This window comes from Proteus sp. ZN5 (assembly GCF_011046025.1).
Taxonomy (GTDB): Bacteria; Pseudomonadota; Gammaproteobacteria; order Enterobacterales; family Enterobacteriaceae; genus Proteus.
This window is the reverse complement of record NZ_CP047639.1, coordinates 3,378,086-3,402,196: the sequence shown is the minus strand read 5'-3', so window position 1 is coordinate 3,402,196 and position 24,111 is coordinate 3,378,086. Positions and strand designations below refer to the sequence as shown.

21 protein-coding genes are annotated in these 24,111 nt (G+C 37.6%); 9 read left to right on the top strand and 12 right to left on the bottom strand.

Features of this window, described 5'->3' with window-relative positions:
• Positions 1-621, bottom strand: coding sequence for a glutathione S-transferase (locus GTK47_RS15700; protein ID WP_165124879.1), 621 nt, complete (start codon positions 619-621; stop codon positions 1-3).
• Positions 622-778: 157 nt separating this feature from the next.
• Here GTK47_RS15700 and GTK47_RS15695 point away from each other — a divergent pair, with 157 nt between their 5' ends.
• Positions 779-1,981, top strand: a complete 1,203-nt coding sequence (locus GTK47_RS15695) for a serine hydrolase (protein ID WP_165124876.1) — start codon at positions 779-781, stop codon at positions 1,979-1,981.
• A gap of 149 nt (positions 1,982-2,130) precedes the next feature.
• On the opposite strand, the gene GTK47_RS15690 is transcribed toward GTK47_RS15695, so the two are convergent.
• The 4 genes from GTK47_RS15690 to ybjG all read right to left on the bottom strand — a co-directional run bounded on the left by GTK47_RS15690 (position 2,131) and on the right by ybjG (position 8,494).
• On the bottom strand, positions 2,131-3,801 hold the full coding sequence (locus GTK47_RS15690; protein ID WP_165124873.1) for a formate--tetrahydrofolate ligase: 1,671 nt from the start codon (positions 3,799-3,801) through the stop codon (positions 2,131-2,133).
• A 365-nt stretch (positions 3,802-4,166) separates the two neighbouring features.
• Complete coding sequence (locus tag GTK47_RS15685; RefSeq protein WP_165124870.1) at positions 4,167-5,531, bottom strand: L-serine ammonia-lyase; 1,365 nt, start codon at positions 5,529-5,531, stop codon at positions 4,167-4,169.
• 125 nt (positions 5,532-5,656) lie between these two features.
• Positions 5,657-6,973, bottom strand: coding sequence for an HAAAP family serine/threonine permease (locus GTK47_RS15680; RefSeq protein WP_165124867.1), 1,317 nt, complete (start codon positions 6,971-6,973; stop codon positions 5,657-5,659).
• A 909-nt stretch (positions 6,974-7,882) separates the two neighbouring features.
• Entirely contained in the window at positions 7,883-8,494 is a 612-nt protein-coding gene (gene ybjG, locus GTK47_RS15675) for an undecaprenyl-diphosphate phosphatase (protein ID WP_165124864.1), read from the bottom strand.
• A 240-nt stretch (positions 8,495-8,734) separates the two neighbouring features.
• Here ybjG and GTK47_RS15670 point away from each other — a divergent pair, with 240 nt between their 5' ends.
• Complete coding sequence (locus GTK47_RS15670) at positions 8,735-9,160, top strand: secondary thiamine-phosphate synthase enzyme YjbQ (RefSeq protein ID WP_165126693.1); 426 nt, start codon at positions 8,735-8,737, stop codon at positions 9,158-9,160.
• 252 nt (positions 9,161-9,412) lie between these two features.
• On the opposite strand, the gene GTK47_RS15665 is transcribed toward GTK47_RS15670, so the two are convergent.
• On the bottom strand, positions 9,413-9,676 hold the full coding sequence (locus tag GTK47_RS15665) for a GrxA family glutaredoxin (RefSeq protein WP_036912158.1): 264 nt from the start codon (positions 9,674-9,676) through the stop codon (positions 9,413-9,415).
• A gap of 171 nt (positions 9,677-9,847) precedes the next feature.
• On the opposite strand from GTK47_RS15665, the gene GTK47_RS15660 reads away from it, so the two are divergent.
• The 4 genes from GTK47_RS15660 to GTK47_RS15645 all read left to right on the top strand — a co-directional run bounded on the left by GTK47_RS15660 (position 9,848) and on the right by GTK47_RS15645 (position 13,305).
• Complete coding sequence (locus GTK47_RS15660; RefSeq protein WP_165124861.1) at positions 9,848-10,150, top strand: YbjC family protein; 303 nt, start codon at positions 9,848-9,850, stop codon at positions 10,148-10,150.
• A gap of 167 nt (positions 10,151-10,317) precedes the next feature.
• On the top strand, positions 10,318-10,836 hold the full coding sequence (locus tag GTK47_RS15655; protein WP_165124858.1) for a YbjN domain-containing protein: 519 nt from the start codon (positions 10,318-10,320) through the stop codon (positions 10,834-10,836).
• Positions 10,837-10,866: 30 nt separating this feature from the next.
• Positions 10,867-12,000 carry a 23S rRNA (uracil(747)-C(5))-methyltransferase RlmC gene (gene rlmC, locus GTK47_RS15650; RefSeq protein ID WP_165124855.1) on the top strand — a complete coding sequence of 378 codons (1,134 nt, stop codon included), beginning with the start codon at positions 10,867-10,869 and terminating at the stop codon, positions 11,998-12,000.
• Between the two features lie 105 nt (positions 12,001-12,105).
• The gene (locus GTK47_RS15645) at positions 12,106-13,305 is read left to right on the top strand and encodes a multidrug effflux MFS transporter (protein WP_165124852.1); all 1,200 of its coding nucleotides are present in this window, start codon (positions 12,106-12,108) and stop codon (positions 13,303-13,305) included.
• 93 nt (positions 13,306-13,398) lie between these two features.
• On the opposite strand, the gene artM is transcribed toward GTK47_RS15645, so the two are convergent.
• The 6 genes from artM to GTK47_RS15615 form a co-directional block, all read right to left on the bottom strand.
• Positions 13,399-14,067: an arginine ABC transporter permease ArtM gene (gene artM, locus GTK47_RS15640; RefSeq protein WP_075672481.1), complete on the bottom strand. Its 669-nt coding sequence runs from the start codon at positions 14,065-14,067 to the stop codon at positions 13,399-13,401.
• Positions 14,067-14,771 (bottom strand): arginine ABC transporter permease ArtQ, encoded by a 705-nt coding sequence (gene artQ / locus GTK47_RS15635; protein WP_088493316.1) that lies wholly within the window; start codon positions 14,769-14,771, stop codon positions 14,067-14,069. The genes artM and artQ overlap by 1 nt, the downstream gene beginning before the upstream one ends.
• Before the next feature lie 17 nt (positions 14,772-14,788).
• Entirely contained in the window at positions 14,789-15,523 is a 735-nt protein-coding gene (artJ, locus tag GTK47_RS15630) for an arginine ABC transporter substrate-binding protein (protein WP_023581291.1), read from the bottom strand.
• Positions 15,524-15,537: 14 nt separating this feature from the next.
• Positions 15,538-16,266: an arginine ABC transporter ATP-binding protein ArtP gene (gene artP, locus GTK47_RS15625; RefSeq protein ID WP_165124849.1), complete on the bottom strand. Its 729-nt coding sequence runs from the start codon at positions 16,264-16,266 to the stop codon at positions 15,538-15,540.
• Between the two features lie 112 nt (positions 16,267-16,378).
• Positions 16,379-17,836, bottom strand: a complete 1,458-nt coding sequence (locus tag GTK47_RS15620; RefSeq protein WP_165124846.1) for a DUF2867 domain-containing protein — start codon at positions 17,834-17,836, stop codon at positions 16,379-16,381.
• Positions 17,837-17,888: 52 nt separating this feature from the next.
• The gene (locus GTK47_RS15615; RefSeq protein ID WP_075672475.1) at positions 17,889-18,791 is read right to left on the bottom strand and encodes a lysine exporter LysO family protein; all 903 of its coding nucleotides are present in this window, start codon (positions 18,789-18,791) and stop codon (positions 17,889-17,891) included.
• Between the two features lie 342 nt (positions 18,792-19,133).
• On the opposite strand from GTK47_RS15615, the gene GTK47_RS15610 reads away from it, so the two are divergent.
• The 3 genes from GTK47_RS15610 (at position 19,134) to macB (ending at position 23,995) form a co-directional block, all read left to right on the top strand.
• Positions 19,134-20,810: an ATP-dependent endonuclease gene (locus GTK47_RS15610; protein WP_165124843.1), complete on the top strand. Its 1,677-nt coding sequence runs from the start codon at positions 19,134-19,136 to the stop codon at positions 20,808-20,810.
• A gap of 129 nt (positions 20,811-20,939) precedes the next feature.
• Positions 20,940-22,049 carry a macrolide transporter subunit MacA gene (gene macA / locus GTK47_RS15605; protein ID WP_165124840.1) on the top strand — a complete coding sequence of 370 codons (1,110 nt, stop codon included), beginning with the start codon at positions 20,940-20,942 and terminating at the stop codon, positions 22,047-22,049.
• On the top strand, positions 22,049-23,995 hold the full coding sequence (gene macB, locus GTK47_RS15600; RefSeq protein ID WP_165126690.1) for a macrolide ABC transporter ATP-binding protein/permease MacB: 1,947 nt from the start codon (positions 22,049-22,051) through the stop codon (positions 23,993-23,995). Before macA ends, macB begins: the two co-directional genes overlap by 1 nt.
• The last annotated feature ends 116 nt before the right edge of the window (positions 23,996-24,111 follow it).

The following is a 24,111-nucleotide window of genomic DNA, read 5'->3' as shown; positions in this document are numbered from 1 at the left end:
TTAATTTACAGGCAGTAACACAATATCACGGAAAATAGGTCTTTCACTTAATTGTGCAAACCAACGCTCAATGTGAGAAAAGTGTGGTCTATCTTTGCAAACTTCTAACCATGGATAGACCAATGGTGCGATCGCTATATCAGCAAGAGAGAATTCATCTCCTGCAAAGTAAGTTGTTTTTGCAAGTTGGTCGTCAGCAATTTTAATTAATTTATTAAGCTTCTCTTTCAATGCGTTAACAATCTCAGGATTTTGTTGCTCTTTAGGTGTACGAACAATCATGATCATCATTTGTTGAATGGGAGCAAATAGGCTGCCATTTGACCAATCCATCCATTTTTCTACATTTGCTCGTTGTTTAGGATCAATGGGATAGAGTGTGTTATTTTCATATTTTGCACATAAATAACGAATAATGGTGTTAGACTCCCATAAAGCAAAGTCATCATCTTGTAAGGTTGGAATTGAAGCGTTGGGATTCATAGCTAAATAATTTGCTTCATTGAGTCCACCAAAAGGGCCTCCAACATCGATTTGTTCATAAGGAACATTTAGTTCCTTTAAACACCAAAGAACTTTTTTAACGTTAGATGAGTTTTTTCTACCCCAGACTTTTAACATAAAGGTCTCCTAAACCACGATAAGTAATAAAATTTCCCTCTATAGGGCGCTAAATATGAATATAAGATAAATCTCTATATATCAATGTTGGCGTCTTATTCCAGAAAGCCATATAGTAGGAAAGCTTTAACAAATTGATATAAAAGGGTGATCGGTAATGAAAAAAAATATTCCATCTGTTCTGGGTAAGGTTACCGCGGGAATGGGTTTACTGCTAATTATTTCTAGTCCTTCATTTGCGGTAAATAATCCGGTGCCTCCTCAAATAGAGGCAAAATCTTATGTACTAATGGATTACAACAGCGGAAAAATTCTGGCATCAGAAAAACTTGATGAGCGTTTAGATCCCGCCAGTCTTACAAAAATCATGAGTAGCTATGTTGTTGGACAAGCTATCAAAGAAGGGCGTATGTCACCCGATGATATGGTTATTGTTGGGCGTAATGCATGGGCAACGGGAAATCCGGTATTGAAGGGATCGTCATTGATGTTCTTGAAACCGGGAGATCAGGTCAAAGTAATTGATTTAAATCGCGGTATGGTTATTCAATCTGGTAATGATGCCAGTATTGCATTAGCAGAACATGTTGCGGGTAGTCAGGAAACCTTTGTTGATTTAATGAATTCCTATGCTAAAAATCTCGGCTTAAAAAACACGCACTTTAAAACCGTTCATGGGTTAGATTCTGAGGGACAATATACCACTGCACAAGATATGGCATTACTTACAGCTGCCATGATCCGCGATGTACCTTCAGAGTATGAAATTCATAAAGAAAAAGAATTTACATTCAACAATATTCGTCAGCCAAATCGTAACCGTTTATTGTGGAATAAGAATATGAATGTCGATGGTGTGAAAACAGGTCACACCAATGGAGCAGGATACAATCTTGTTTCTTCAGCAACTGAAGGTGATATGCGCTTAATTGCGGTTGTTTTAGGAACGCCATCAGATAAAGTGCGTTTTGCTGAAAGTGAAAAATTATTAGGTTGGGGCTTCCGCTTTTTTGAAACGGTAACACCAGTAAGAGCAGATACACCACTGACAACGCAAAAAGTATGGTACGGCGATAAAGGTGAAGTGGCGTTAGGGGTTGCTAATGATGCCTCAATTACTATTCCTAAAGGTGAATTGAAAAACCTGAAAGCCTCTTTTACTTTAACCAATCCTGTATTAGAAGCGCCGTTAACTCAAAATCAGGTTGTTGGTACAGTTAACTTCTTATTAAATGATGAAGTGATTGAACAGCGCCCATTGGTTGTAAAAGAAGCGGTTGAAGAAGGTGGGATCTTTAGTCGTATCTGGGATTTTGTTGTTAAAACAGTATCTGGTTGGTTTAATGCTATTTTTGGCTAATACATAATAATGGTTCTATCAAAGCGTTACTGAGTTTTTCACCCAAAAAGAAAGACTAGCTGTTATTTTTATAGAAAAAATCCGTAATTATTTAATGATTACGGATTTTTTATATTCAATAAAGTAAGGGAATATTTCTAGTTTAAAACTTAAATAAGCCCATCGATTTTACCTTGATTATCAACATTCACAGATATAGCAGCAGGGGTTTTCGGTAACCCAGGCATTGTTGTGATAGAACCTGTTAAAGCGACAACAAAACCAGCACCCGCAGAAACATATACTTCACGAACGTTGATTGTAAAATCAGTAGGGCGGCCTAATAACGTGGGGTCATCGGAGAGTGAATATTGTGTTTTTGCCATACAGACAGGAAAGTGAGCAAAACCCATACTTTCTATCTTTTCCAACATTTTGCTAGCATGTTGGCTATAGCTCACACTATTTGCCCCATAAATTTCTTTGGCAACGATATCGATTTTTTGGCTAAGTGAGATATCATTAGGATAAATTAATTGAAATTGGCTCTGTTCATTTTCAAGTGTATCAATCACTTGCTTAGCTAATTCAATACCGCCTTCGCCTCCTTTTTCCCACACTTTGGTAATTGCAAATCGGCAATCTCTATCTTGGCAAAATTGTTCGATAAACTGGTGCTCTGCAATACTATCAGTGACATAAGCGTTAAGAGAGACAATTACCGGTAAGCCATATTTTTTAAGATTTTCAATGTGCTTTTCAAGATTTACAATCCCTTTTTCAAGGGCAACTAAATCTTCATTGTTCCATTCGCCTTTACCTAAACCACCGTTATATTTTAGCGCTTTAGTGGTTACAACAATGACGGCACAATCAGGGCGTAATCCACTGATCCGACATTTTATATCAAAGAATTTTTCAGCACCTAAGTCAGCACCAAAACCGGCTTCTGTCACGGTAATATCTGCAAGTTGAAGAGCCAGTTTTGTTGCTCTTACGCTATTGCATCCATGAGCAATATTAGCGAAAGGGCCTCCATGAATAATGGCTGGCGTATTTTCAAGTGTTTGTACTAAATTAGGATTAATTGCATCTTTTAATAAACTTGCCATTGCTCCAACAGCTTGCAGATCGCTAGCTGTAATAGGATCACCATTATAAGAATAGGCAACAATGATGCGAGAAAGTCTCTGTTTTAAATCATCAATATCCATCGCCAAACATAGGATAGACATAATTTCAGAAGCAACAGTAATAACAAAATTATCTTCTCTTGTTATACCGTCTTTTTCGCCACCTAATCCCACAACAATATTACGTAAAGTGCGATCGTTCATATCCATACAACGTTTAAACACGATTTTTTTAGGATCGATATTTAAAGGGTTGCCTTGATAAATTGAATTATCAAGCATGGCTGCAAGTAAGTTATTGGCAGAGGTTATAGCATGAAAATCGCCAGTAAAATGAAGATTGAGATCTTCCATTGGAACGACTTGCGAATAACCACCTCCCGTTGCACCACCTTTAATACCAAAGCAAGGACCTAAAGAGGGTTCACGAAGCGCAATAATGGCATTCTTTCCAAGATGATTAAGTGCTTGCCCTAATCCAACAGTGACTGTTGTTTTACCTTCACCAGCAGGTGTTGGGTTAATGGCAGTAACTAAAACTAACTTTCCGGGCTTTTTTGTTGTAACTTTTGACCAAATACTGTGGCTAAATTTGGCTTTGTATTTGCCATAAAACTCGATATCGTCTTGATCAATATTTAAATTTTTAGCAATGTCCTGAATAGGTAAGAGGTGTGCTTCTTGGGAGATTTGAATATCTGATTTCATTTTAGTTCTCTTTTTATCCCGCTTATTAATGTCTCTAGTGATCTTTACTTATCAACTTTAGACAATAATCTAAATATGGCCAATAGATTGATTAATTTGTAGTTATTTACTTTAGATAGCGCGTTCATCGTCATGCCATTTAAATAATTTTTGTTGTTAGCTCCTACTTTTTCTTTAAATTATCACTATTGAGTGATGTTTTGCTTTTTTGAAAAAAACATAGTTTAACTAAGGATGACAATTTAATCTCATACAAAAAAGATGATATTAATAAAGAAGGGTATTGAGATTGATATTAATAAACAAAAAAGGCGCTGATATCAGCGCCTTATCTATCATAAATATCTGTACTGAGACTCTCAGGTTTAGTCACAAGAAATTTTAATGGCTAATCCGCCTTGAGAGGTTTCACGATATTTAGCGTTAATGTCTTTACCTGTTTCGTACATTGTTTCAATGACTTTATCTAAACAAATACGAGGATCACTGACACGACGTAAAGCCATACGAGATGAGTTTACGGCTTGTACGGCTGCGATAGCATTACGTTCAATACAAGGAACTTGTACTTGCCCTGCCACTGGGTCACAGGTAAGTCCTAAGTTATGCTCCATCGCAATTTCTGCCGCAATACAAACTTGTTCTGGGCTACCGCCTAAAAGTTCAGTTAATGCGCCTGCTGCCATTGAGCAAGCAACACCGACTTCACCTTGACAACCCACTTCAGCACCTGAGATAGATGCATTCATTTTGTAAAGTGAACCAATTACACCAGCAACTAAGAAAAAGCGGGTGTAAGAGTTTTCATTCACAGGACGAATAAATTTATCATAGTAAGACAACACTGCTGGAATAATGCCACAAGCACCGTTTGTTGGTGCTGTTACAACACGTCCACCAGCCGCATTTTCTTCATTTACGGCAAGGGCAAACATGTTAATCCAATCAACAACTGTCATTGGATCGGTTGTGGTTTTATCTTCGGTTACTAACATACGGCGTAATGCAGAAGCGCGGCGAGGTACGCGTAAAGGCCCCGGTAATAAGCCTTCGGTATTTACACCGCGCTCAATACCTGACTTCATCACTTCCCAAACAGCCGCGAAATGAGCTGAAATCTCTTCTTTACTGCGTAATGCTAATTCGTTTTGCATCACTAATGCAGATAAAGAAAGCCCAGTCTCTTTGCAATGGCGACGTAAATCAGCCGCATATTGATAAGGATAAGGAACTTGAACCGTATTTTCTTCAGGTTGACCAAAATGCTCTTCATCAACAATAAAACCGCCACCAATTGAATAATAGGTTTTCTTCAATAAAACCTGTTCACCGTTATAAGCGGTGATGGTCATGCCATTTTCATGGAGGGGCAGATTGGTGTTATGAAAATTCATACCGCCTTCAACCGGAAAATCGACTTCTTTTATGCCATTTGCCAGCATTAAGCGACCCGTTGTTTCTACTTGTTTGATAAACGGGGCGATAGAATCAATATCGACAGTATCAGGTAAATTTCCTGCTAGTCCCATAATAATAGCAATATCAGTTGCGTGACCTTTACCTGTTAAAGATAAAGAGCCATAAACATCAACGATAACGCGGGAAGCAGAAGAGAGGAGATTTTTTTCAGCAAGTAAATCAACGAATTCTTTACCTGCTTTCATTGGACCTACAGTGTGTGAGCTTGAAGGACCGATACCAATTTTAAAAATATCAAAGACGCTAACCATAATATTCGCCTCCCTAATTAATTTAAAGGCGCAACTGTGTGATTATTAGAGTGTTAAGTGTCAGTTTTTAAATCTAAAGCTGTAGTGGCTACTTCCGGTTAAGAAAGTAGCCACTAGATGTCTTATTAGCTCATGAAAGAGTTAACTAAGCTATAGAAAACAGCTGAGATTGCGATAAGACCCATAATTACAACAAATACGTTGCTGATATGGCCTTCATATTTTTTCATCGCTGGTACTTTACGGATTGCATACATTGGCATCAGGAACAGTAACATTGCGATAACTGGGCCACCTAATGTTTCAATCATACCTAAAATGCTTGGGTTTAATGTTGCAACAATCCAAGTTGTAACCAGCATAAACAGTGCAGTGATTTTGTTTAAACGATCTTTCTCGATTGTTTTACCTTTTTCACGCAGTGATTTGATGATTAAACCGTTGAAACCTTCACGAGCACCTAAGTAGTGACCTAAGAAAGATTTAGTAATCGCAACGAAAGCAATAAATGGAGCAATATAAGCGATAATCGGTGCTTCAAAATGGTTAGCAAGGTAAGACAGGATACTGATGTTCTGTGCTTTTGCTTCTGCTAAGTTTTCTGGTGTTAAGCTAAATACACAGCTAAACACGAAGAACATTACAGTGATAACCATCATGATGTGTGCATAAGCTAAAATGCGTGAACATTTTTTCTCAGCGTTTTCACCGTATTCTTCACGTTTTGCAACCGCAAACGCAGAGATGATTGGAGAGTGGTTAAAAGAGAACACCATTACAGGGATAGCTAACCATAAGGTTACTAATAGACCTTGACCCATACCTGATGTTGTTGCGTGATCAAAAGAGAGAGTATCAAGAACTGCACCATTCCACTCAGGGATGAGATACAGAGCTAAGATCATTAGAACTGCAACAAATGGGAATACTAAAACACTCATTGCTTTAACGATAGCTTGTTCACCAAAGCGAATAATCGACATGATACCAACAATAAGTACCAGCGATAAAATTGCACGAGGTGGTGCAGCCATGTGCATTTGGTTCACAATAAAGCTTTCTACTGTATTGGTGATAGCAACACTATAAACCAATAGAATAGGATAAATTGCGAAGAAATAGAGCAGAGTGATTAATTTACCTGCTGTTTTACCAAAGTGTTCTTCAACAACTTCAGTGATATCTTCACCTGGGTTTTTACCTGATAACACAAAGCGGCACATACCACGGTGTGCAAAGAAGGTCATTGGGAATGCAAGTACTAACATGATCAACAGAGGAATTAAACCACCAATCCCTGCGTTGATAGGTAAAAATAGAACGCCAGCACCGATAGCCGTACCGTATAAACCTAACATCCATACTGTATCTGACTTACGCCATGCTTTGTAATCACCTTGGGTGTTACCTGACGCGATAGAACCAACTTTGGTTGTATCCATAATACTCTCCGAAATAACGCGGTAAAAAAATAATGAATAAAAATAAGAGCGTGATTGTATTCCTTTTTAGAAATAATCACGGCATAAATTTAATTATGAATAAATGAGCGCATTGAGTACCTGGTGTTATCTCAATATCTTCAATTACCACATACAAAAATCTTTAAATTTCAAAAGAATTAGACTCTTTCAAAATTTGAAAAAATATTCAATAAGTTTATATCCAGACTTAAGAGGTGCAGAATATAGTGTTTTTCAGGATAAACTACCGTGATCACCATCTCAAATGCTAAATATAACTAAAAAACCTAAAAATGTAACATTTTTTATATTTTGTGTTTTTAGGTGGGGTTTTTAAAACATTTTGAAATAATTTTCCAATTTTAAAATCAACGTAAAATAAAGCTAAATACTAAAATGTTCATATATTAATGATTATTTTTAGATGTTTTTATTATCTGGAGAATAAATGATTAAAATCAATTAGGTTATTTTTGTTTACAATTAAAACATTGTATTAACTATATATCTTATTGAAATAAAACAATAAATAATTTTCTTTAATTAATGTTTAAAAGTAGACGAAAGAATATAGAAATTATGCAATATGATTATTTATTAATGAATTTCTTTTATTTTATGAAATGAATATAGCTATATTTCGTTTATAAGTAGAATATTGTTTATAAATACGACAGTGAATTTGTTAATAAATGAGTTTGGTAGGTTGTTATATAACGAATATAAAAGTTTCATTTTGATTAAAATAACAACATATTTATTTTTGGATAAATAATATAATAATAGAAAATATTTTTATTTATATATTAATATATTGAAGGGCAATGTTACTTAAGTTAAATATAAAAAAGACCACAATAAATGTGGTCTTTTTCGGTATTAGAAAGGTTAGGCCTTTGTCCAACCTTTACGAATAGGGTAGGCAAAACAGAGTTGATAGAGTTGTTGTACCCATTTTTGGAGTATATTGCCACCTTTAGGCCAGAAGATCTGGCAAAGGCCACAAGAAAGTAGAGCAACGATAAAAGCGCCAATCATATCGATTGGCCAATGCACGCCAAGATAGATACGCGCCCAAGCAATAGCAAGTCCTAAACCGAGCATAATATAGCCAATACGTTTGCTGTTATGCCAAAAGAGATAAGCTAAAGCAATGGTGAAAACAAACGTACCATGGTTACTTGGGAATGAAGGTGTCGCATCATGGTCTAGAAAGTTGTAACCAATGTTAGCTGCAAAAGGGCGTTCATGAGGCGCAATTGCACCAATCATCCAAGAGATAGAAAGTGCAATACCTAAAGAGACGGCAGCTTTGCAGACTAATGTTCTTTGCTGACTAAGATGTTTTTCATTACCCCATAACCAATAGAACACTAAAGATAACGGAAAAAGATAGACAAGGTACTTAGCAATAACTATCGCCGTACCGATTTCTAAAGGAGATGCCGCAGGTGTTGCATTCATCATTGAAAATACGGCTAAATTGAATTGTTCCAGCAAAGTAGGCTCCATACATGTCGTACTGATAAGCGATGTTTATGATACATAATACGCAAGTTTTTAAGGGTAAATGAGGGAGTAATAGGGGTAAAGTGTTTTTTTCTTATTTAATTGTGCTTTTTTTAAAAGATTTGTCAGTTTTATATCTAACTGAGCTAAAGCACTCTTAAAAAGAGTATTGTGCTTATGTTATTGCTCTCACATCGTTCTTTCTTCTTATCTTCAACGAGGTATAACTTTATGTGGTTCCAGAAAAATATTGTCCTTAATGCAAGGCCAAGAGGATTTCACTTAATTACACAAGCATTGATTCAAGAATTACCAGAGCTAAGACAATATAAAATCGGAATTGCTCATTTTTTTATTCAACATACATCGGCTTCATTAACGATTAATGAAAATGCGGACCCAACAGTGCGAAGTGACTTTGAATGCTTCTTTAATCAAAACGTAAAAGAGGACGAGGATTACTACCTTCACACCTATGAAGGCAGCGATGATATGCCTGCGCATATTAAAAGCAGCTTACTTGGACAAAGTGTTACTGTTCCTATTAGTCAAGGTGAGTTGAATTTAGGGACTTGGCAAGGGATTTATCTTGGTGAACATCGAAATCACGGCGGTAGCCGTCGTATTATCGTAACCTTGCAAGGTGAGAGTTACTAGATCTCAGACAATAAAAAACCCGACAGTTATTTCACCAAAAGGGTTGAAACTATCGGGCTCCTCAATATTTGGGGACATCAAAGAAAAGCAGTGGCACTAATTCAGACTCCGAGTTAGAAAGAAAGTTCGCTGACTAATGAAAAAAAATAGATTTTTTTTTAGAAAGAGAGGAAAGATAAAGAAAAGATGAGGGGTAAAAAAAGAGAACGCGCTAAAACATATTGATAAATAAACTGTTTTAGCGCTTTTGAATTAGTTGTAGATGCCTAAATTTTCTTTAGCATAAGCTTCAAAATCTGTGCAACCACCAATGTGTTTTTCATCAATAAAAATTTGTGGCACAGTTTCAACAGGTTTACCGACAGTTTTAGATAAATCAGCTTTTGTAATTCCTTCAGCTTGAATATCTACATAGCGGAAATCGAAATCGTCACGTTTTTCAGACAAAGTTTCAGCCAGTTGTTTTGCACGAACACAATATGGGCAACCAGGGCGACCAAAAATGACAACAAACATACGACACTCCTTATTGAGGAAATAAAATTCAGGCATAATAGTTTCTATTGGTTGTTACTATGCCCTTTTATTAGGCTAAACAAAAACAGTTATTGCCTTTTAGTGTGATAAATTATACCAATTTGCCGAATAATGAGATAGGACTGTGACACAGCATTTAGCGGAGAAACAATGGAAAAGCCTTCAAATCAAGATATGAAATCACTGTCAGATATGCCAAAACCCATTATCATCATTGAGATAATCGGTATTATTTTATTAGTGGTTGCTTATCTTTATATCAACCAATATATGACCTCTCCGCAGTGGCTAGGAACGTATACAGGACAATTAACGCTAGTTGTTTTAGGCGTTATCTGCATGATCCCGCCTGCTATCCATATTGTATGGCGTGCTATTTATCGATTAACTTTTTTAGGGATTGATCATAACTCCACAAAGAATAAAAAGAAAAAAGAGAATAACGAAGAATAGTTAACTGTTTTTTCTCAAAAATGTATTAGAAACTAAGAAAATCCAATATGTAAATTGGCTTAATTTTCTTAGTTTTTCTATTTATTAGTGCCTTCAAGATAGAAAAAGTGGCAAAATAGCATCAATGCCAATTGGCACTCTTTTTTTTGCGCGTAAAGGTTATTTGAATGAACGCTGTTGTGACTACCGATCTGGATCAGCTAAAGTCTTGGCTTGATGAACTACAGATTGCTTACTATGAATGTGACTCTTGTCAGGCGTTACATTTACCGCATCTTCAATATATCAGTGGTATTTTTGATGCCAAAATTGATATTCTTGAGGATGTACTTGTATTTACGGCTATCGCTGAGCTAAAGCCGTCAGCAATAGTGCCATTAATGGCAAATCTAAGCCAAATTAATGCAAGCTCTTTATTTATTAAAACATTTCTAGAAATTAGCGATGAGAACTTACCAAAATTAGTTTTTTGCCAATCATTTCCGGTTGCTGCAGGTGTCTCACTGAATCAATTCGATCTGTTCTTACAAAAAGCAGAAGAGCAATCTGCTGAAGTCGTTAGCGAAATTTTTAATAACGGTTTCTTGTATGGTGAAAAACAAGAAAGTGAAAACGAAGAAGAAGATGAAGACGAAGATGTTGAGATAAATAGCGCATCAACTGACTCCTCCTATACTGTACATTAATATTAATCTCCATAACGGTCACAAAATCTTATGCAATGCGCACGATTTAGTGCGGGTGAATGTCATTCTTGTGAATGGCTTTCTCTTGCTTATCCTGAACAAATCAAGAAAAAACAGCACAACTTATTAGCATTACTTCCAGAAGATTATGCTTTTGATAAATTAGCGCCAGTTGAAAGCCAACAAGCGCAGTTTCGTAATAAAGCAAAGATGGTAGTCAGCGGGAGTGTTGAAAGACCCGTCTTGGGCTTAAAAACTCAAGAAGGTGTCGCTGTCGATTTATGCGAATGTCCACTGTATTCAGCTTCTTTTGAACCCGTGTTTTCTATTCTGAAAACATTTATTGCAAAAGCAGGGCTAGTACCTTACGACATAGAACGCCGTCGTGGTGAACTCAAGTTTATTTTATTAACTGAGAGCCGAAGTAATAGCACCATGATGTTGCGCTTTGTTTTGCGTTCAGAAAAAAAACTAGAACAACTTCGTAAAGCACTTCCTTGGTTACAAGAGCAATTGCCTCAATTAGCGGTTATCTCCGTTAATATTCAACCTGTGCATATGGCTATTTTGGAAGGTGAACAAGAAATTATTCTTACAGAAAAAACGTTCTTAGATGAATCATTTAACCAAATTCCATTGCATATTCGGCCTAGAGGTTTTTTTCAAACTAATCCAGCGGTAGCTTCATCACTTTATGCCACAGCAGGTCTTTGGGTAAGAGAATTAAATATCACACATTTGTGGGATATGTTTTGTGGATCAGGGGGCTTTGGGTTGCATTGTGCAGATAAATCAACCCAATTAACAGGTATTGAAATTAGCCCTGAAGCTATTGAATGTGCACGTTTATCAGCTCAGGAGTTAGGGTTAGAGCATGTCGAGTTTCAAGCATTAGATTCAACCGGTTATGCGTTAGCTAAAGAGTCTGTTCCTGAATTAGTGCTTGTTAATCCACCAAGGAGAGGTATTGGTGAGGCATTGTGCGGTTATCTCAATAAAATGAAACCTCGCTTTATCCTTTATTCAAGTTGTAATGCTCAAACGATGGCAAAAGATATTCAGCAACTTTCTCACTATCGAATAGATAGAGTGCAGTTGTTTGATATGTTTCCTCATACTTCTCACTATGAAGTCCTTACGTTATTGGTATTACAAGACAGCTAAGATATTTATTACAAAATAGAGATTGAGTGTTAGTATAAATCAGTATTTAACGCTCGATGTATAACATCGGGCGTTTTCTTTTTTATTAGATGGGCATTCTATTTTATGCAGAATTTAAAAGCGTTGTTATTAGTGATGGTGTTATTGGGGCCTTTGGGGATCGATCTCTATTTACCGACAATACCTGCGATTGCTCAAGATTTAGGGAGTAGCGTATCCCTTATTCAATCTACTATTGCTTTATTTATTTTAGTCTTAGGTGTAGGGCAACTTATATCGGGGCCTTTGGTGGATAAGTTCGGTCGTAAACCAATCGCTATCGCTGGGATCCTTATCTATATTGTGGGTTCTATCATTGCAACGATTTCGACAGATTCAACGCTTTTTATTATTTCACGATTATTACAAGCTTCAGCGGTGTGCTGTACTTCCGTTGTGGCCTTTACCTGCGTTCGTGACTGTTTTAATGGTAATGAAGCCGCTCGCGTTTTCGGTTTTTTAAATGGCACGTTAAATATTATCCCTGCATTGGCGCCGCTATTAGGTGGATTATTGGCTGAATATTGGGGATGGCGTGCACCTTTCGGGTTCTTAATTTTCTATTCAGTGCTTGTATTAATCTTGATCACTCGTTTTTTACCAGAAACAAAGCCTGAAAATACAGCTCAATCAAAACAAAATTTAGGTAAAACATACCTTGAAATTTTATGTAGTAAACGTTTTTTAACTTTTGCTTTAGTGAATGCAGGCACTATGGGAATGGCATTAACCTATGTGTCATTTGCCCCAATTGTATTAATGAATGATGCAAAATTATCAGCACTGATTTTTTCTATTGTTTTCGGTGTAAATGGTTTTTGGATAATGTTTGTCAGTTTTTATGCAAACCGCGTTATTCACCGTGTTGGTAGACCTATTTGTTTGATCTTAGGGAGCGGGTTAATGGGATTAGGCTGTGTGAGTTTGTTAGGTAGCTTGATATTTATCCCTGCTGAAATACAAAATCATTGGCTGATTTATATGCTGCCTGTGGCAAGTGCTTGTGCTGGCCTTGCTTTTATTATGGGGCCTGCGACAAGTTATGCTCTTGAACCTTATTCACAAACGGCAGGTATTGCCTCTGCATTAGTGGGCTTTATTCAAATGGCTGGAGGGGCTGCTTTTGGTTTAACAGCACTGGCTTCACCAGTACAACCTAAATTAGCGTTAGCAATTGTGATGTTATTGGGCAGTTTATTGGCATTGAATGCTTATCGAGTAAGCCACAAAGAAGCGCTAATAGAAAAACAGGCTACGCAAGAATAGAACATGTATTTGTTGTTTATTCAAATATAAAAAAACACCCCGGAGTAAAAATTGCTGGGGTGTTTTTACATTGACAGTTTGGTTTGCTTGTTTTTAATTACGATGCTCAAACTCTAAGGCTTTCTTCTCTATTAATCGCATTAAGAGTGTCAGTATTCCGTTAATACACAGATAAATAATACCTGCGGCAACAAAAACCATCACATCATAGCTTTGACCGAAGACTTGTCGGCTATAACCTGTTAATTCAAGTAAGGTGATAGTACTGGCAAGTGAGGTACTTTTGAATATCAAAACGACTTCGTTTGAATATGATGAAAGCGCACGTTTAAATGCGTAAGGTAATATCACTCTTGCTGTTTGTACTGGTGACATTCCTAACGCTTGGCAAGATTGCCATTGTCCAGAAGGAATAGCTCTTACAGCACCATAAAAAAGCAAGGTTGAATAAGCTGCACTATTTAATGCTAATGTGACCATCGCACAGAACCATGGCGTTGATAATAACTCCCACATCGTTGGGAAGTTTTTCAACACAGGAAATTGCCCTGGACCATAATAGATTAAGAAGAACTGCACTAATAAAGGCGTACCCGTGAATAAAGTAATATAGGCTTTGACTATTTGGCTAATAACGGGGGTTTTTAGTGCTAAAACAAAAGTCATTAAAACCGAAAGTGTAAATGCAACCAATAGAGCCACGACTGTTAAAGACAGGCTTGTTGGTAATCCCGGTAAAATATCAACAATATAATCCCACATTATGAGGCACTCCGTTCAAATCGAGTCGTTCTCATTTCTAGCCATTTCAGGATATATTGACTGACCAAAGTAATTGCCAAATAAATCAATGCAACAATGCTATACCAAGTAAAAGGTTCTTGAGTTCGGTTAGCGATACTTTGTGTTTGTAACATTAAATCATTAACACTGATTAATGAGACTAAAGCGGTATCTTTTAATAGAACTAACCACTGATTACCTAAACCTGGTAAAGCGTGACGCCACATTTGAGGCATGATAAAACGGAAGAAAATAGTAATACGACCCATACCTAATGCTTGGCCGGCTTCCCATTGTCCTGTTGGTACTGCTTTTAATGCGCCACGTAAAGTTTGTGAAGCATAAGAAGCATAAAGAAGTGAAAGGGCGATAACACCGCAATAGAAAGGTAATGATTCAGTATCACCAAAATCAACTTGTAAGGTGAAAGCACCGAGATCAATTCCATCCATTAGCATCATGACACCTTGTAGAGTGCCATAATAGACAAAAAGAACCACCAGCATTTCTGGTAGTCCTCTAATTAGTGTTACCCAGCATGTTCCTAAGAAAGCAAAGGCTTTCCATCTTGCGGATTCCCAAGCTGTAAACAGCATGGCTAGAACTAATCCGATGATAAGAGCAGAAATAGCAAGTGAGACCGTTGTGACGGCCGCACCTGCTAGAGTTGTTATTTCATTCATTTATTAAGCTATTATTGTTATTCAAACCATTTTTTATAAATGACATCATAGGTGCCATCAGCTTTTACTTCAGCTAATGCTTTGTTTAATTTATCTTGTAAATCAGCATTACCTTTTCTTACTGCGATCGCAAGGCCTGTACCAAAATAGTTAGGATCTGCAACTTTGTCGCCTACAATACCTAATTCAGGATTCTTTTTCAGCCATTCATTAACAACTGCTGTGTCACCAAAGATAGCTTCGATACGACCATTTTTAAGATCTAATACCGCATTTTGATAACTGTCATAAGGAACGGTTTTCATCTCTTTGTGTTGTTCATTGATGAATTTTTGATGGGTTGTTCCATTCTGTACACCAATTTGTTTGCCTTTTAAGCTCGCTACATCAGAGATTTTACCAGTTACTGTGATAAACACAGCTGAGTTATCATAGTAAGAATCGGTGAAATCAACTTGTTTTTGACGCTCTGGCGTAATATCAATACCTGCCATTAATGCTTCAAAACGACGGAATTTCAGACTAGGAATTAAACTATCAAATGACTGATTGGTAAAGGTACAATCAGCATTAATTTTTGCACACATTGCATTTGCTAAATCAACATCAAATCCCACAATTTGATTATTTGCATCAATCATTTCAAATGGAGGATATGTTGCTTCAGTTGCAAAACGAATTGTCTCTTTCTCAGCCGCAGTTGCAGAAAGTGTAATACTGGTCAGAAGTGCTGCAAATAATATTTTTTTCATTGTCTGATCCTGATTTAGTGTGACAAGTAATTAGCAAAAGCTTCCGTTTGTGGAGCAGCGAAATGATAGTTATCACCTTGCTCTATAATACGGCCGTTTTCCATATATACAACTTTGCTCGCGGCTTTGCGTGCAATTTCAACTTCATGGGTCACAATGACTTGTGTAATACCCGTTTCAGATAGCTCTTTAATAATATCAACAACTTGAGCTGTAATTTCAGGATCTAATGCTGCCGTAGGTTCATCAAATAAAAGAACTTGAGGCTCCATCATTAATGCTCTTGCAATAGCAACACGTTGTTGTTGTCCTCCAGATAAATGCAGAGGAAAACGTCCTGCGTAATCACTCAAACGTAAACGTTCAAGCAATTTCATCGCTTTTTCTTTGGCTTGCGGCTTTGATAAACCTAATACACGACAAGGTGCTTCAATTAAATTATCAAGAACCGTTAAATGTGGCCACAAATTGTATTGTTGAAATACCATGCCCACATTTTGGCGTAATGAACGAATTGCCTTTGCGTTAGGCTGTTGGCTAAAGTCAAAATGTAGACCCGCAATTTCTAATTCACCTGAACGTGGCATTTCTAATAAATTAAGAACTCTCATTAGTGAGCTCTTACCTGCACCACTTGGTCCTAATAGAACCATTGTTTCACCGGCAGAGCATTCTAGATTAATATCATAGAGTGCTTGGTGCGAACCGTAGAAACAATTTATGTTTTTTAATTGAATACTCATGCGTTTTTTCTGAATAGTCATTAACTGGTTCAAATAATAAAACGGTAAGAATAATTATGCAACTAAAACTGCATAATAAAGTGGTTTTTTTACGTAAAAATGGGTAATTTAGCTATTTTTTTTCACTGCCAGGTGAATTTTTATCCAGTTTATAAGCGTTAGTACTTATAGTTTTAGCCATACCTTTGAAAATAAATAAGTGCGCAGGCATCATGGCAAACCAATAAAGTAATCCACTAAATCCTGCTGGGTGCCACCAAGCACGAACATCTATTGAGCGAAGATTGCCACTGTCGTGGATCGTGAAAGAGAGTCTGCCTAAACCGGGAGCTTTCATTCCAAATAATAATGTGAGCTGTTTTTCAGGCTCTAGTTTGATTACTCGCCAACCATCAATTATATCGCCAAGTTCTAACGATTCTCTAGAAGGGCGCCCGTAAGTGACTTTATTTCCAGCAATATCATCCATAATGGCACGAGTTTTCCATAGCGCATTGCCATAAAAATAGCCTTGCTCTCCGCCGATTTGTTGCACTGTATGCCAAAGGGATGCTGCGCTTGCTGGTGTAGATACTGTACAACCTGCATTTTTAGGGTAATAACCATAACCGGGTTTCCAGCGACTACGAACAGCTGGAGAGTAACCCCAGTCTTGGTTATCTAAAGCAGCTTCTTCATCTGCGAGTGTCTCTTTTACCGCATCATCAAATTTAATGAGAGTCTGAGGAATAAGTTTACGTAATGGCTCATCGTTGGCAGGGAGATCATATTTTAGCCCTTGAATAAGCTCTTTGGCAATTGAGGTTGGTACAGAGGTTATCATACTGATAAAGCCCGCAGAAATAAGACTACCCGGCATAGGTAGCGGGATCAGCACTCGCTTTTTACCTGAGATTTTAATAAAGCGCTCAAAAAGGGTTTGATAACTAATGTATTCAGGGCCACCAGCATCAAAAATACGATGTTGATGAGTGGGGTGATGAATAATTTCAGTTAAATAGTGAATTAAATTTTTGAGAGCAATAGGGGAGGATTTAGAACGAACCCAACGCGGTGGTGTAAGAATAGGAATGTTATAAACCATATCACGCATAATCTCAAAGGCGGCAGAACCGGGGCCTACAATCATTGAGGTGCGGATTTCAGTCACAGGAACAGTGCTGGTTCTTAATACTTCACCCGTAAGTTTTCGGGCAATAAGATGAGGTGAATATTGTTGATCTTCATGCTGTAAGGCACTTAAAAAGATGATTTGTTTAACGTCAGTACCTTCTAACGCTTCTACAACGTTAATTGCCGCTTTACGCTCTTGTTCAACTAAATTACGTGCATCACCCATGCTATGAACAAGGTAATAAACAATATCAGTATCATGCATTACTTTGTTTAAGGTTTCTGGATCATGCAAATCGACAAAGATACAGCGTGTATTTTCCCAACCTTGAGACATCATCCAGTCAACTCTACGGGCACCTGCGGTGACCTGATGACCTTGTTTTATCAGAGCAGGAATAAGATTTTGACCAATATGTCCACTTGCACCAAGTACTAATACACGCTGTTGATTCATTGTTAATCCATAGTAAAAAGAGAACGTTATCGTTCTATTGTTACTGATTTTTCTATGAAGTAAAGAACGCCATCAAGATTGGTGTGATTAAACTTAAAACGAATCCATGTACAATAGCCGCGGGAACGATGGATACACCGCCACTTCTTTGTAAAACAGGCAAGGTAAAGTCCATAGATGTTGAACCACAAATCCCTAATGCCGTATTTCTATAACGATTAACAATAATAGGAATAAGCATAATTGCTGCTAACTCACGCATTAAGTCATTGAAAAATGCAGTACTACCAATAACGGGGCCAAATGCATCGGTAAGCACAATACCCGATAATGAGTACCAACCATAACCGGATGCGATGGCTAATCCCATTTTCATCGGTAATCCTAGCAAGTAAGCCGCTAAAGCTCCCCCAGCAAGTGCGCTAACACCCATAACGACGGCAACAGTTGTTCCACGACGGTTGATAAGAATTTGCTTTGGGCTCATTCCGCTATTGCGTAATTGTAAACCGACCAACCAAAGTAAGAAGATAAGCGCGCCTTGGCTAGCATGAGAGGCATAATGAAAAATTGACCAGCCTGTTAAACCGACAAAGAAACCTACAACAACGACACCGCATAACTGCAGTGATTCAAGTACCATTTTTATGCGAGAAGGAGGCTTGGATTGCTTATGGGCAGGGACATGCCAAGGATCTTTTTTATCCAGTAGCCATAAAAATAGTAAATTGGCGCCAAAGGTACATAAAAAGAAAACACTGGCATAAGAAAGAATTGAGACTAAGTTTTCACCAATATTATCTAGCATGGCTAAACTTACGCCCATTAGAAATAGGATAACGTAAACCATCGCGCTAAGTAGGCGGTTTGCCAAATGAAGTAATGGGCGATTGTTTAACTTAATCAAATACCCTACAAAAAGCGGAAGTAGGATAATCAATAACCCTGATAGCATTTCTATTCCTTACTGAGTGTGCTCAAATTATAAAATAAACTAATAACGTGAATGAGATTATAACATTTACTTATGATGTTGTGGATACAGAAATTAAGATAAGTCTAAAATATTTATTAAAGATAATGAGCCTACCACGTTTAGGTGTAAGAGGCTTTAATTGATTGAAAAGCGAACAAAATGGGTATATATCGAATAGTTGAGTAAATTTTATTACGGCTATCTTGAACTGTGATTTAATGAAAATATCCATTAAGTGAAATTATTAGCTGATTAAGCATAAAATGAAGATAGGAAGAATAAAATAAAACCATAGCTTAGTCGTAACTAACGAGGGAATTTATGTATTTAGAAAGAGTGGAAATAGTTGGATTCCGTGGACTTAATCGTCTTTCATTACCTCTTGATATGAATACAGTCTTAGTGGGGGAAAATGCGTGGGGTAAAAGCTCATTACTTGATGCGTTAACACTCAGTTTGGGTATTGAAACCTATCAATATGCATTTACACCTGATGATTTCCATCGTTTGCCGAATGAGCCAGAAGAAAATGGCAAAAAAAGCCTACAAATTATTTTAACGTTTACCGAATCTCGCCCCGGACGTCATCGATCTTACCGTTTTCATAAAATAGCACCTGTGTGGGTCGAAAATGGTGATGATCTTAAACATATCTATTATCGGATCAGTGCTGAATTAGATGAGCAGAAGAATGTAAAAACATTTCGCTATTTTCTTGATAAAGAAGGAAAGCAAATTCGCTTACCTAATGGACAAACTCAAGAAATTATTGCAGAGATTGTTAGGCTTTATCCTGTACTTCGCTTACAAGATGCGCGTTTTGTGCGTGATCTTGCCTCCGACGTTATTGATTCTCATAATAATCCTCATCGAGAAGCGTTTAATAATAAAATGAGCGAGTTAACCAAAGCGTTAGTCAAAAATCCTGACGAGTTGTCAGATGATGATTTACGTGAAGGTCTTGATGCAATGCAACAGCTGCTAGGGCACTATTTTGCAGATCATGGTTCATTGCTGTTTAAATCTCGCTCCCGTCGTCACAAAGTCAATGAACCTCATGTACGTGGCTGGCACGCTTTAGAAAATATCAATAAAGTGTTGGCAAAACCCAATCAGAGAAGTATTCGATTAATTATCTTGGGAATGTTTTCTTCTATCTTGCAGTCTCGTGGTAGTGTCGCGCTTGATCCTTATGCAAGGCCTATCGTGATTGTTGAAAACCCAGAAACGCGTTTGCATCCTATTATGCTTTCGGTGGCTTGGGGATTACTCAATCTTTTCTCATTACAACGGATCACAACCACAAACTCAGGTGAGTTGCTGTCACTCGCTCCATTAGAGAGCGTTTGCCGTTTAGTGCGTGATACCGATAAAGTTGCCGCTTATCGCGTAGGGGATCAGCAACTGCATTCTGATGAAGAGCGACGTATCTCTTTTCATATTCGTTATAACCGACCTTCTGCGTTATTTGCACGTTGTTGGTTATTGGTTGAAGGTGAAACAGAGATTTGGTTAATGAACGAATTGGCAAGGCAATGTAATTATTTCTTTGAAGCGGAAGGAATAAAAGTCATTGAGTTTGCTCAATGTGGACTTAAGCCATTATTAAAGTACGCAACCTATATGGGCATAGAATGGCATACCTTAGTGGATGGTGATGAAGCAGGTAAGAAATATGCCGCTACCGTTAAGGATTTTGCGTTAAAAAGCAATGACGCAGAGCGTGATAGATTAACGAAACTTCCTGCATTAGATATGGAACATTTTTTATACAAGGAAGGCTTTCGTAATGTATATCATGATGTTGCAGGTGTGCCAGATAATGAAAAATGGCCAACTCGACGCGTGATCATTAAAGCTATTCAACGTTCATCCAAGCCTGATCTCGCACTAACGGTGGCTAACAATGCGGCTCAACGTGGAGTAGACTCCATCCCTTCCATACTGAAAAGTATGTTTTCTCGTGTGGCATGGCTTGCAAGAGGCAAAGCGAATTAATTCGCAACACTTATATAAGCAAGATAAATTCATGAGACTTACACTTGTTTTATTTAGCTATGAGAATAAAACCTCATAGCTAATGCTTTGTATGATTTATTGCATCTTTATGTTTAAGAAGGAAATTTTATGGCTTTTTTATCTTTAAAAAAGCGAGGGAAAGTTCTCACCCTTATTTTAATTGTAGTGGCAATTGCTACGTACTTTTTTTTGCCAAAAGAGAAGGCTCCAATATACCAAACACAGCAGATCACGAGAGGTGAACTATCGAAAGAAGTCACCGCAACGGGCAAGCTTGATGCTGTGCGTAAAGTTGATGTAGGTGCGCAAGTCAGTGGCCAATTACAAACTTTGTTTGTGAAAGAAGGTGATGCGGTTAAAAAGGGAGATTTGTTAGCGATTATTGATCCTAAGAAAGCGCAAAACGAAGTCACTGAATCGCAAGAAACCAACAATGAGCTTAGAGCAAATCTTCAACAAGCACAGGCGGAATTGCGTTTAGCTCAATTAACTTATCAACGCCAATTAAAGCTCATTGGTACCCATGCGATTGCACAAGATGAACTTGATCGCACTAAAACGGATGTTGAAGTAAAAAAAGCACGCATCATCACTTATCAAGCACAAATTAAAAAGAACCAAGCGACGCTAGATACGGCAAGAACCAATCTGCAATATACGCGGATAACTGCGCCTATGGATGGGGTTGTCACTTTTATTAAAACCCTAGAAGGCCAAACTGTCATTGCCGCGCAAGAAGCGCCGACTATTTTAACATTAGCTGATTTAAACACGATGTTGGTAAAAGCCGAAGTATCAGAAGCTGATGTCATTTATTTAAAACCTGAGCTTAGTGCTTCTTTTACAGTGCTAGGCGCGCCTGATAAAGCCTTTAGTGGCAAGTTAAAAGATATTCTGCCAACGCCTGAAAAAATTAATGATGCTATTTTTTACTATGCCCGTTTTGAAGTACCTAATGAACAGCATTTATTACGCTTACAAATGACAGCGCAAGTTAAAATTCTTATCGAAAATAAGAAAGATGTGCTTCTCGTTCCGCTTTCTGTATTAGGGGATGATGCAGGAATTAATGAATATTATGTTGATGTATTGGTTAATGGTCAGCCAGAAAAACGCATAGTAAAAATAGGCATGCGTACTGATGTTTATGCAGAAGTTCTCAGTGGATTAAAAGAAAATGATGAGGTTATTCTGGGTGAAACTTCAGGAGATGCATGATGCCTGCATTATTAGAGCTCAATGAGGTTAGCCGTTTATATACCAATGGTGAAGAAGAAACCGTTGTTCTCAATAAAGTCTCATTAACGATTAATGCAGGGGAAATGGTGGCGATTATTGGCGCTTCTGGCTCTGGTAAATCAACGTTAATGAATATTTTAGGCTGCTTAGATAAACCAAGTAGTGGTGAATATAAAGTCGCTGGTCAAAGTGTTGCAAAAATGGAGGGCGACCAACTTGCTGCATTACGTCGTGAGCATTTTGGTTTTATCTTCCAGCGCTACCATTTAATGTCACATTTAAGTGCAGAGCAGAATGTCGAAATTCCTGCAATTTATGCAGATAAAAATGCTACCCAAAGAAAAGAAAGAGCTCGTGAATTATTAACGCGCTTAGGATTAGGTGATCGTGTTGATTATCGTCCGAATCAACTCTCGGGTGGTCAGCAACAGCGCGTAAGTATCGCTAGAGCATTAATGAATGGCGGTGAAGTCATTCTTGCTGATGAGCCAACAGGCGCATTGGATAGCCATTCTGGCAAAGAAGTTATGTCTATTCTTAAGCAACTCAATGAGCAAGGGCATACGGTGATTATCGTAACCCATGATCCTTTAATTGCGGCACAGGCTGAACGAATTATAGAGATAAAAGACGGTAAAATTATTAATGATAATTACCATCAGATAACGGCAAATAAAGTTAAAAAAGAGGCAAACACCGTTTTAGCGTCTTCTTATTTTGGGCAAATATTCGGACGTTTTACACAAGCATTAGATATGGCTTGGCGAGCAATGGTGGTGAACAAAGTACGTACTCTGCTAACGATGCTTGGCATTATTATTGGCATTGCCTCTGTCGTCACGATTATTGTAATTGGTGATGCAGCTAAAAGTATGGTGCTGGCAGATATAAAAGCGATTGGCTCTAATACTATTGATATCTATCCCGGGAAAGATTTTGGGAGTGATTCACCAGAAGATAGGCAAGCATTAACGCTGCAAGATGTCTTCGCTTTGAAACAGCAATCTTATGTACAAGCCGTTACTCCACAAATCCAGTTTAGTACGCGATTACGCCGTGGAAACCAAGATTCACCAGCATCTGTTGCGGGAGTTAGTGACGACTATTTCATTGTGTATGCGATGAAATTTTCGCAAGGTCGCTCATTTACACCTGATATGATCCAACGCCAAGCTCAAGTTGTTGTTATTGATGAAAATACACGTCAGCGTTTCTTTCCTACCAAAAAAGAGGTTATTGGTGAACAAATCATTATTCGCAATATTCCCTCTACGATTGTTGGCGTTATTGCTGAGAAAAAATCGGCTTTTGGTAATGGTCAATCACTCAAAGCATGGGTACCTTACAGTACACTAAATAGCCGCATTTTAAATCGAAGCTATCTTGATAGCATTACAGTAAGAGCAACGGAAGGTTATGACGCCAGTGTTGCAGAACAACAAATTATTCGTTTATTAACGATTCGACACGGTAAAAAAGATATTTTTACTTATAACCTTGATAGTTTTATTAAGGCTGCCGAAAGTACTACTCAAACAATGCAACTATTTCTCACTTTAGTGGCCGTTATTTCATTAGTGGTAGGTGGGATTGGTGTAATGAATATTATGCTGGTTTCAGTAACAGAAAGAACGCGAGAAATTGGTATTAGAATGGCGGTTGGTGCCAGAGCAAGTGATGTGATGCAACAATTCCTTATAGAGTCAGTATTAGTTTGTTTAGTCGGCGGATTACTAGGAATTGGTCTTTCATTTGGTATTGCTATGGTGGCAAGTGTTATGTTGCCTGATTGGCATTTTGTATTCCAGCCTATTGCATTAGTGAGTGCTTTTATCTGTTCAACGGCTATTGGGGTTATTTTTGGATTTTTACCAGCAAGAAGTGCGGCAAAAATGAATCCAATAGATGCCCTAGCGAGAGAATAATCTAAACTATAAGATAAAAGCCCTTAAAATATAAAGGGCTTTTATTTGAATGAATTAGGCATTCTATTTAACTAAAAATACCCAACTATTGAGAGTAAAAGGTATTTTTGTCGGGG

What these genes read in the sequence shown, in the direction of transcription:
- GTK47_RS15690 (WP_165124873.1), bottom strand. Translation starts at nt 3,801, where the DNA reads ATGAAATCAGATATTCAAATCTCCCAAGAAGCACACCTCTTACCTATT.
- macB (WP_165126690.1), top strand. Translation starts at nt 22,049, where the DNA reads ATGCCTGCATTATTAGAGCTCAATGAGGTTAGCCGTTTATATACCAAT.
- GTK47_RS15665 (WP_036912158.1), bottom strand. Translation starts at nt 9,676, where the DNA reads ATGTTTGTTGTCATTTTTGGTCGCCCTGGTTGCCCATATTGTGTTCGT.
- macA (WP_165124840.1), top strand. Translation starts at nt 20,940, where the DNA reads ATGGCTTTTTTATCTTTAAAAAAGCGAGGGAAAGTTCTCACCCTTATT.
- GTK47_RS15660 (WP_165124861.1), top strand. Translation starts at nt 9,848, where the DNA reads ATGGAAAAGCCTTCAAATCAAGATATGAAATCACTGTCAGATATGCCA.
- artQ (WP_088493316.1), bottom strand. Translation starts at nt 14,771, where the DNA reads ATGAATGAAATAACAACTCTAGCAGGTGCGGCCGTCACAACGGTCTCA.
- GTK47_RS15645 (WP_165124852.1), top strand. Translation starts at nt 12,106, where the DNA reads ATGCAGAATTTAAAAGCGTTGTTATTAGTGATGGTGTTATTGGGGCCT.
- GTK47_RS15610 (WP_165124843.1), top strand. Translation starts at nt 19,134, where the DNA reads ATGTATTTAGAAAGAGTGGAAATAGTTGGATTCCGTGGACTTAATCGT.
- artP (WP_165124849.1), bottom strand. Translation starts at nt 16,266, where the DNA reads ATGAGTATTCAATTAAAAAACATAAATTGTTTCTACGGTTCGCACCAA.
- GTK47_RS15680 (WP_165124867.1), bottom strand. Translation starts at nt 6,973, where the DNA reads ATGGATACAACCAAAGTTGGTTCTATCGCGTCAGGTAACACCCAAGGT.
- artM (WP_075672481.1), bottom strand. Translation starts at nt 14,067, where the DNA reads ATGTGGGATTATATTGTTGATATTTTACCGGGATTACCAACAAGCCTG.
- GTK47_RS15685 (WP_165124870.1), bottom strand. Translation starts at nt 5,531, where the DNA reads ATGGTTAGCGTCTTTGATATTTTTAAAATTGGTATCGGTCCTTCAAGC.
- GTK47_RS15655 (WP_165124858.1), top strand. Translation starts at nt 10,318, where the DNA reads ATGAACGCTGTTGTGACTACCGATCTGGATCAGCTAAAGTCTTGGCTT.
- GTK47_RS15695 (WP_165124876.1), top strand. Translation starts at nt 779, where the DNA reads ATGAAAAAAAATATTCCATCTGTTCTGGGTAAGGTTACCGCGGGAATG.
- artJ (WP_023581291.1), bottom strand. Translation starts at nt 15,523, where the DNA reads ATGAAAAAAATATTATTTGCAGCACTTCTGACCAGTATTACACTTTCT.
- GTK47_RS15670 (WP_165126693.1), top strand. Translation starts at nt 8,735, where the DNA reads ATGTGGTTCCAGAAAAATATTGTCCTTAATGCAAGGCCAAGAGGATTT.
- GTK47_RS15615 (WP_075672475.1), bottom strand. Translation starts at nt 18,791, where the DNA reads ATGCTATCAGGGTTATTGATTATCCTACTTCCGCTTTTTGTAGGGTAT.
- GTK47_RS15620 (WP_165124846.1), bottom strand. Translation starts at nt 17,836, where the DNA reads ATGAATCAACAGCGTGTATTAGTACTTGGTGCAAGTGGACATATTGGT.
- rlmC (WP_165124855.1), top strand. Translation starts at nt 10,867, where the DNA reads ATGCAATGCGCACGATTTAGTGCGGGTGAATGTCATTCTTGTGAATGG.
- GTK47_RS15700 (WP_165124879.1), bottom strand. Translation starts at nt 621, where the DNA reads ATGTTAAAAGTCTGGGGTAGAAAAAACTCATCTAACGTTAAAAAAGTT.